Source organism: Pseudomonas sp. R62 (assembly GCF_000257605.1).
In the GTDB taxonomy this organism is placed as follows: domain Bacteria; phylum Pseudomonadota; class Gammaproteobacteria; order Pseudomonadales; family Pseudomonadaceae; genus Aquipseudomonas; species Aquipseudomonas atacamensis.
This window is the reverse complement of the sequence record NZ_JH635999.1, coordinates 1,171,517-1,180,479: the sequence shown is the minus strand read 5'-3', so window position 1 is coordinate 1,180,479 and position 8,963 is coordinate 1,171,517. Positions and strand designations below refer to the sequence as shown.

The 8,963-nt window shown below is 57.1% G+C and carries 6 protein-coding genes; 3 read left to right on the top strand and 3 right to left on the bottom strand.

Annotated features, from left to right (window positions below):
• From OQK_RS23590 to OQK_RS23580, 3 genes are all read right to left on the bottom strand, one after another.
• A partial coding sequence (locus OQK_RS23590) for a transporter substrate-binding domain-containing protein (RefSeq protein ID WP_238537282.1) occupies positions 1-2,865 on the bottom strand: 2,865 nt, incomplete at its 3' end.
• Positions 2,866-2,932: 67 nt separating this feature from the next.
• Positions 2,933-3,640 (bottom strand): response regulator transcription factor, encoded by a 708-nt coding sequence (locus tag OQK_RS23585; protein WP_016774579.1) that lies wholly within the window; start codon positions 3,638-3,640, stop codon positions 2,933-2,935.
• Positions 3,641-3,813: 173 nt separating this feature from the next.
• Positions 3,814-5,034: an EAL domain-containing response regulator gene (locus OQK_RS23580; RefSeq protein ID WP_024012832.1), complete on the bottom strand. Its 1,221-nt coding sequence runs from the start codon at positions 5,032-5,034 to the stop codon at positions 3,814-3,816.
• 320 nt (positions 5,035-5,354) lie between these two features.
• Between OQK_RS23580 and OQK_RS23575 the strand changes: the two genes are divergently transcribed.
• The 3 genes from OQK_RS23575 to OQK_RS23565 form a co-directional block, all read left to right on the top strand.
• A complete protein-coding gene (locus tag OQK_RS23575; RefSeq protein WP_016774577.1) occupies positions 5,355-5,960 on the top strand; it encodes a fimbrial protein in 606 nt (201 codons plus the stop codon).
• Between the two features lie 68 nt (positions 5,961-6,028).
• Entirely contained in the window at positions 6,029-6,778 is a 750-nt protein-coding gene (locus OQK_RS23570; protein WP_038861644.1) for a fimbrial biogenesis chaperone, read from the top strand.
• 197 nt (positions 6,779-6,975) lie between these two features.
• A partial coding sequence (locus tag OQK_RS23565) for a fimbria/pilus outer membrane usher protein (RefSeq protein WP_238537251.1) occupies positions 6,976-8,963 on the top strand: 1,988 nt, incomplete at its 3' end.

Genomic DNA, 8,963 nt, shown 5'->3' with positions numbered 1-8,963 from the left:
CAACAGCAGGCGGTTGGCGCTCTGGTCATCGACTACGAGAATCCTGAGTGTCGGTACCGGTTTGTCCTGAACAACCGAAACAGGCAGCACTTTGCCGCCAAGCGGGCTGAGAATATTGAAGAACAGCGACACTTCCAGGCAGGTGCCTTTGCCAAGCGTACTGGTAATGTTCAGCCGCCCGCCCATCAATTCGCACAATGAACGGGAGATCGCCAGTCCCAGACCGGTGCCGCCTCTGCTGGAGGGACCATGATTGGCTTGGGAAAACGGCTGGAACAGATTCTGCAGATCGGCGCTGGAAATGCCGATGCCGGTGTCCTCGACCTTGAGGTCGACCTGTAAGCGTTCGTCAGCGAGACGTTGGCCGCGAATCGAGACGCTGACATGACCGGTGTCGGTAAACTTGATCGCGTTGCCCACCAGGTTCGAGAGCACCTGCTGGAAGCGCATCGGATCAACCAATACGTCACAGCCGACAGTGGCGTCGATGTCGAGCTTCAGCACCAGACTCTTCTGCCTGGCCAAGCCGTCGAACACCCGCGCCACGGATTCGACCAATTCGCGCAGGTTGGCACGTTTCGGCGAAAGGCTGACATGGCCCGATTCGATGCGTACCACATCGAGGATATCGCCGATCAGTTCCAGCAGACCTTTTGCCGAGTCGTATGCCACTTCAATCGCCGGCCGATCGAAGTGTCCCTGCTCGGCACGCTTGAGGGTAAGTTCGAGCATGCCGATCACGGCGCTCATCGGCGTACGGATTTCGTGGCTCATGGTCGCCAGGAACGTGGTTTTGGCGCGGCTCGACTCGTCAGCCAGCTCTTTCGCCGAACGCAACTCCTCGATGAGTTCACGGCGTTCGCTGATATCGATCCAGCCGCAGATCACGCCTCTGACTTCACCCGCCGTGTCGTGATACGGCTGGATCCAGTGGTAAATGATCAGCCGCGTATCACCGACATGCAGCGTGCGATCCACCTCGTAAGGTTCGTCCTGCTCGATGACGCGCAGGTAGTCGTCGTGAAATTGCAACGCCTCCTGACGATTGCGCTTGCCGCTTTCGAGCACGGTCTTGCCGATCACGTCCTTTTCCAGCAGGCCAAATGTTTGCAGATAATTATTATTGCAGGTGACAAGCCGACCTTCACGATCACGTACGTAGATGGGATGCGGCGTGCCGTTGATCAACGCGCCCATGAACTTCAACTGATCGCCCAGCAAGCGCTCTGCCCGGCTGCGTTCGCGGATCTGCCGGCGAATATAGAAATTCCACGCCAGCGATCCCAGGATAATCAGGAACGCGCCAGCGCTGATCTGGTAGATCAGCGCCTTGTAATCGCGCCACGACAAACCCGAAAACGCTGCAATGGGACGCCACCTGTTGAGAATTACGTCCAGCTCATCCGGCGGAATGCTCAGCAGCGCCTTGTTCAGAATGCTGACCAGTTCGGTATCGGCACGCCGCGCGGCGAAAGCGAGGAAGCCTTTGTTCATGCCGACGATGTTGGAGATACGCAAGCTGTCGCTGTAGATGTGGGCGATGTAGTAGCGCGCACTGTGCAACGTGGTAATCATCGCGTCCGCTCGACCGTCCTTCACGTCAGCCAAGGCGCCCAGAACTGTTTCGTTATCAACGATCTCGATGTCGGGGTAGTCCTTGAGCAGCTCACGCTCAGCCGAACTTTCGGGCACTGCGACGCGCTTGCCGCGCAGCTCCTGCAGGCTTGAAGGCGCGCCTGCGTCCTTGGTGGTGACGATCACAAAGGGGCTGGCAAGGAACGGATGAGTGAAACGCATGCCGACTTCCCGCGAGACCGTTGGTGTCAGCAGAGAAATATCCGCGCTGCCATCCAGCAGACGCGTGCTCAGACTGGAAAAGCTGTCGGTGCGCTCGACATTGATCTGCAAGCCGGTACGCCGCTGGATGAGCTCGAGCAGATCAGCGCCGATCCCGCCAAAGTTGCCGTCACCATCAAAGAATGCAAACGGTGCCTGATCGTCATTGATCACGAACCGCGCGACCGGATGCAGCTCAAGCCAACGTGCTTCGCCGGGTGTCAGGTCAATGCGTTTGGGCGTCAGCGCCCCGCCGCCGCCCGACCAGCGCTTGGTAATTTCGGCAATCTTCGCATCACCCAGCGACTCGAGGGTCGAATCGATCAGACGCAGCAATTGGTCGTTGCCCCGGTGCAAGGCAAAGCTGAAACCGCTGGTTTGGGTTTTGACGAAAGAGTGCAGCCGCACATAGTTGAAGTAGTTGAGGTTGATCAGGTAATTGCTCGACACCGTATCGCCGAGAAACAGGTCGACCTTGCCAAAAGCCAGCGCAGCCAGTGCCAACTCGTTCGATGGAAAAAGCACGAATTCGGCGTTGGGGTATAACGCGTGTAATTGACTGGAAGGCAGGTAATCGTCGGCAACCGCAATACGCAAACCGGCCAGATTGGCCGGCATCGGTCGTCGATCATCGCCGCGCATGAACATCGCCGGCACGTCTTCGACATAAGGTTTGCTGAGCGTGACGAGGCCATCGATCAATTCGAAACTGTTGGAACTGCCCAACATGTCAATGTCACCGCGCTCAAGTGCGGCCATGGCGTCACGCCGGTCAGGGTAAGCCTTGACGGTAATCTCAACATGCAGTGCCTGACCGATAATGCAGGCGATATCGGCGGCAATCCCCTCATAGCGCGTACCGCTGGCGGTCATGACATAAGGCGGGAAATCCGGAAGCGCAGAACCCAATATCAGGCTGCGCTTTTGCCGCAGCCAACTCCAGTCTTCATTGGCCAGATCGACTTGCAGCTCCTTGCAGTCCGAGCGACCGAACACCTGCAAGGTGCGCGGCTCTGCTGCCAATAACACACCACTACTGAATACGAAAAGCACACTGATTAGCAAAACACCGCGCAACAGATGAAACATAAGCGTGTTATCCCTGGTTGTCGGCTGTCAGGCTGTGCTGCAACTTGAACAGCTCTGCGTCACCACGAATGCCAAGCTTTTTGAAAGCGGCCTGTTTTTGCCCACTGATGGTTTTGCGACTGCGCGAGAACTTCAAGGCAATCTGCGTCACCCCCATCCCCTCGAGACAACAGCGCAAGACTTCTTTCTCTTTAGGTGACAGCAGAGGATTACTGAGGAAATCGTCGCTGTGCGCCGCGCTCTCGTCTTTGGCACCGGCGGGCTCTTCGATCGATGCTGGCAACACGTCAAGCTCAAAGGCCATGGTGGGAGACAGGTACAACTGGCCGGACGCTGCACAGCGAATGGCAGTAATCAGGTCATCGACCGACTGTGACTTGCCGAAGAATCCACTGACGCCCGCCCCGACCGCCATGTTCACCACTGCCGGGCGCTCTTCTGAGGAAGAGACGAGGATGCGCATGCCCGGATATTGCTTGCGCAGCAGGCGGATCAGATTGAGCCCGTCCAGCTCCCCATCGTGCAGTTTGTAATCGAGTATCAGCAGGTCGATGTCGATTTCGCGCAATCCGGCGAGCAACTGCGCGCTGCTGCCATACACACCTACGACACTGAACTCGGCTTCGCGCGTCAGCCGCGACTTCATCGCCAGACGTATGAGCGAGTGATCATCAAGGATGGCAACGCGTAACGGATTCACGACTGACCAATGCATGAACAGCTCCATGATGAAGAGTGTTGGAGGACCATCAGCACTTGGCAACCGCAGCAAATCCCGGGCATCACCGAAGCATTCAGGTGCATCTGATTGATTTCTCGGCACATGATGAGTGTTTTAAAGGCGTGACGAAATAGGGCTTTGTCCCAAAAGTCAGAATGCCGCTTGCATCAACGATCGGATGTGCCTATTGCGCGGCGCCAGGATGACTTCTGACCCTCGAAACGCCAGTCGACCAAATGCGCCCAATTCATCGGGCGAGCATAGAAGAAGCCCTGCCCCCACTGACAACCAAGCCGCGCCAGATGCTGAACCTGATCTGCGGTTTCAATACCCTCTGCCACCACGCGCATGTCCAATTCCCGCGCCAGGGCCAACGCCCCGTGGATGACCGCGCTGTAGCGCGCCTGATGGAAATTCTGCACGAAGCCGGCGTCGAGTTTGATTTCGTTGAACGGCATCTGGCACAGCCGCTCAAGTGAAGAATAGCCGACACCGAAATCATCGATTGCCAGACTGAAGCCGAGCATGCGCAGACGCACCATGTTTTCCATGCTGATCTCGGGCATCTGCAGCAGGCCGGTTTCCGTGAGCTCGAAAATGAGCCCAGCTGGCGAGGCGCCATGGATGCGCAACAGCGCCTTGATCCGGTCGACAAGATTCGGATTGGCCATCTGCGTCACGTCGAGATTGAACGCCAGCTTGAACGGCTTGCCGTGAGACTGGACGAAGCGCTGCAGACTCAAGCCTTGCGTGAGCAGGCTGAAAAACATCTCATCGAGCAGCCCGCAGCGCTCGATCGTCGGCAAGAACATGCCCGGAGAAAGCAAACCGCGGCTGGGACTCTGCCATCGCACCAGCACCTCGGCGCCATCCACTTCACCACTGCGCAGATGAAATTTGGGCTGGAAGTAGGCGCGAAATTCCTGACGGCGTATCGCTTCAAGCACTTCGTTCTCCGAAGGCTGATCGAGATGACTTTCCACCACTTTGGCATCGCCCGGAGTGTGCGGCCGATAACGCGCCAACAATGGCCCCAGCACATCGACCATCAGCGGCTTGCCGACACTGCCAAGCAATTCCAGCCCCTGCAACGTGACAATCCGGTCAACCGTGCGCAACAAGTCTTCAGGCAGTGAACTGCAGATGATCACTGCACGAATCAAACCGGCCTCTCTCGCCAGGCGCAAGAACGTCAAACCATCCATCCCGGCCATGCTCAAGTCACACAATGCAACGTCCACGCCTCCAGCCTGGGATATCACAGCCAGCGCATCCTTGCCGTCAGCCGCCTGAAAGATATTTTTGTACCCCAGACTATTAAGCGCACTGACTGCCGCCGTGCGCTGAAAGGCGTGATCTTCCAAGACCAATATACGAAGCGTGTTCACAAACCTGGAACCTCTTTCTATCAGTCGTTAATAGCGAAAGTTTGAATAATCTTTCAAGCAGGACGCCCGCTCACAAACTTTGCGTTGACTGAGAATTTCTGCATCCGCGAATACTAGCCAGACAAAGACCGCACGACTTTGAGAATTGTCTCATTTGGTTCGCTGCACCATTACCGCAAATATGAATACGCCACTGCCATATTACTGACTGGCTCGCACCTTTATCGCTTTAAGACAAATCCCAAAGACCCGCCACCACCGCACACCTAATATGGCCTGGCATTTCAATGCAGCACTTCACAATAACTTCGGATATAAACATGAAAAAGTTCGCTTTCGCAGTACTCACTCTTTCCGTACTGGCTGCCTCCACTGGCGCAGTGGCTGAAGAAGAAGCGGCCAAAGCTGTCAAGGGCGGCAGCGGTCAAATCAGCTTCACCGGCGTTATCAATAACGACGCTTGCTCGGTAGATGGCGCCTTGGGTAACGACAAGATGATTGCCGTGGACATGGGCAGCGTGTCGATCAAAGACATGGGCACCGACTCTGCTCCGGGCGCCGGTCGTGTGGCCGCCAACGATTTCAACCTGAAAGTGAACTGCAACGCTGGCACCAAGGTTTCGATGCTGTTCAAACCAACCGTAAACGGCGGTTCGGGCCTGGTTGATGGCAAAAAAGTTCTCAAGCTGCAGGGTGCAGACGCGGCCAAAGGCGTTGGTATCGCACTGCTGGACAGCAATGGCCAGTTGATCGACCTGAGCTCCGAAGCCACTGCCAAAGTGCAGACCAACCTGACTGGCGACGCAACCACAGGCGGTGACGGCACCCTGTCGTTCGCAGCCGCTTACGTCACCACCGGCGACAAGACCACCGCTACTGCCGGTACCGGTAACGCCACTCTGCCGTTCGTTCTCGAATACGAATAAGCAGCCCGCAATACCTGGACGGGGCCGCTGTGCCTCGTCCTTCCCGGACAGATTAATCGGTGAAATCTATGTTAAGTCGCTACTTTCCGCTTTGCCTGGGGCTTGCCGGGGTGTTGATGACGCACTCGGCATTCGCCAGCATCTCCTTGAGCTCCACCCGGATTATCTTCGATGGCGCGCACAAAGAGGCGAATGTCACCGTGCGCAACGGCGGACAAACCATTCTGGCGCAATCGTGGCTGGATGCCGGCGACACGGCTGGCAGCGCACCGCCTTTCGCAGTTACTCCACCACTGGCCAAACTTGAGCCCAATCAACAGCAATTACTGAGGATTCTTTATGAAGGCCGCGGCATGCCTGCGCACAAGGAGTCGGTGGTATGGCTGAACGTGCAGGAAATCCCCCAGGCCAGTGCTGCCGATGTCAACACGCTGCAATTGGCGGTACGTCAGCGTATCAAGGTCTTCTTCCGCCCGGACGGACTCACCGGTGATGCCGCAAAGGCACCGGAGCAACTTGCATGGCAATTGGTCACTCAGGCTGGCAAGTCGGTGCTGAAAGTAAAAAACCAAAGCAACTACCACGTGTCGCTGGCGGATCTGAAAGTCGTTGCAGGGAAAAAAGCGGAATTGGTAATTGATTCGACAATGATCGTTCCAGGGGAAGTTCGCTCATTCAATCTGAAAGATCTGCCAGCTGGCACTTCGCATTTGAGTTTTTCAGCAATTAACGATTACGGCGCACAACAACGATTCGATGCACCACTAAGCGTTGCCGAAAGCCATGCCGAGCGCGTGAAAGATGCCTCCGCCCAGTAAATCCCCCGCCCCACCCTGCCAACTTACAAGCTATTCACAAGTTCCGGACTCCGGTTGAAGCAACACGGACTGATAAGGCAAATTGCATGTTTTCCTCCCAACACCACACATCTGAAAGTTGTGTTAAGCATCATGTTGCGCGCCAGAAAAACAAAGCGGCGTTGGGCTGCCTGCATCCATTGTGCTTTGCTATCAACATGGCCATTTGCGGATTCGCCGTGGGCGCCGAAGCCCCGGCCGCAGTGGCGAGTGAATCTTTCAATACGCTGTTCCTTGAAGGTTCATCGGCGGTCGATCTGCAACCGTTGCTGAATGCCAACAGCGTCTTGCCAGGCCAATACCGCGTCGACGTGTTCAGCAACGGCACGCTGGTCGGGCGTCGCGATATCGATTTCGCGGCCAACTCGGTCAACGGCAAAGTCGAGCCACGCATCACCCTGGAACTGTTGCAGCAGCTGGGTGTGGACATGCGCAAACTGCGTGAGCAGGGTCTGGTTGACGAGCAACACCCTGCCGATCACTACGACCTGCCTGCAATGATCGAGCAAGCGAGTCTCAATTTCGATGCCAACCGCCTGCGCCTCAATATCAGTGTGCCGCAGGTCGCCATGGCGCGTGGCATGCGCGGCTATGTAGATCCGGAGCTTTGGGACCAAGGTGTGGCCGCCGGTTTCATCAACTACCAGCTGAGCAGCACCCGCAGCAAAACCGATTACACCACGCAAATCTCCAATAACCTGGGGCTGCGCAACGGCATCAACTTTGGTGCCTGGCGTCTGCGCAACGAATCCAACCTGAGCAGCTCCACCGGCCGGCCCAACCGTTTTGTCAGCAACCGCACGTTCATCCAGCGCGACCTCACGGCGATCAAGGGGCAACTGAGCGCGGGTGAAATCTTTTCCGATTCGGATCTGTTCGACAGCGTGCGCTACCAAGGCGTCAAGATCGCTTCTGATGAAGGCATGCGTGCAGACAGTGAGCGCGGTTATGCACCGATCATTCGTGGCGTGGCGGAAACCAATGCGAAGATCGAGGTCCGCCAGGACAACTACATTCTCTACACCACCAATGTACCGCCGGGTCCGTTCGAGATCAGTGATATCTACCCATCGGGCTCCAACGGTGACCTGGAGATCACCATTGTCGAAGCGGATGGTCGGCGCAAGGTAACCCGGCAGGCGTTCTCCGCCCTGCCGACGATGGTGCGTGAGGGGCAACTGAAGTACAGCCTGTCGAGCGGCAAGTTCAACAACAACAGCGAGGGCTATGACAAACCGGCTTTCCTTGGGGGCACTTTCGCCTACGGCTTGACCAGCAATCTGACGGGCATTGCCGGCATTCAGGCGAGCAACGGCTTCAAGGCGCTGTCCATCGGTGCGGCGAAGAACACCTCGATTGGCGCGATGTCCCTGGACGTTACGCAATCGTCCAGCAAGGCATTCGGCAAAACCACCCAGGGCAGCAGTGTCCGCGCGCTCTATGCAAAGACCTTCACCGGTACCGATACCAGCTTCACCCTCGCCGCCTATCGTTATTCGACCGAGGGTTACCGCACGCTGACCGACCATGTGCAGGACACCAGCGCCGGCGCTACGCGGCGCGCGGGCAATGCCAAAACCCGTACCGACCTCACGGTCAACCAGACCCTTGGCGAAGCGCGCCAGTTCGGCTCGCTGTATTTGAATGCCAGTGACCAGCGCTATTGGGATCGCGGCGGCTCGCGCAGCTTTTCCGCCGGCTACAACAACAATTGGCGCGACCTGAACTACAACATCAGCCTGAGCAAAACCGAGGAATTCGGCGCACGCGGTGACACCAGCAACGACACGCAATTAAGCGTTTCAATTTCGTTCCCGCTCGGATCGACACCACGCGCACCGCGTGCCTACGTTTCCAGTAACCATCAGAACGCCGGTACCAGCACGCAAGCCGGGATCAATGGTTATCTGACCGAGGACAGCGACACCTACTATTCCGTGCAGACCGGGCGCAGCGTCCAGGGCGAGCGCTCTGGCTCGCTCAGTCTGAGTACCCGTACGTCGATGGGCGATCTGGGCTTTGGCTACAACCGAGGCAGCGGCTATGAGTCGCAGAACCTGAGTGCGGCCGGATCGATCGTGGCTCATGCCGGCGGCATCAATATGGGCCAGACCGTCGGTGAAACGTTCGGCCTGGTGGAAGTGCC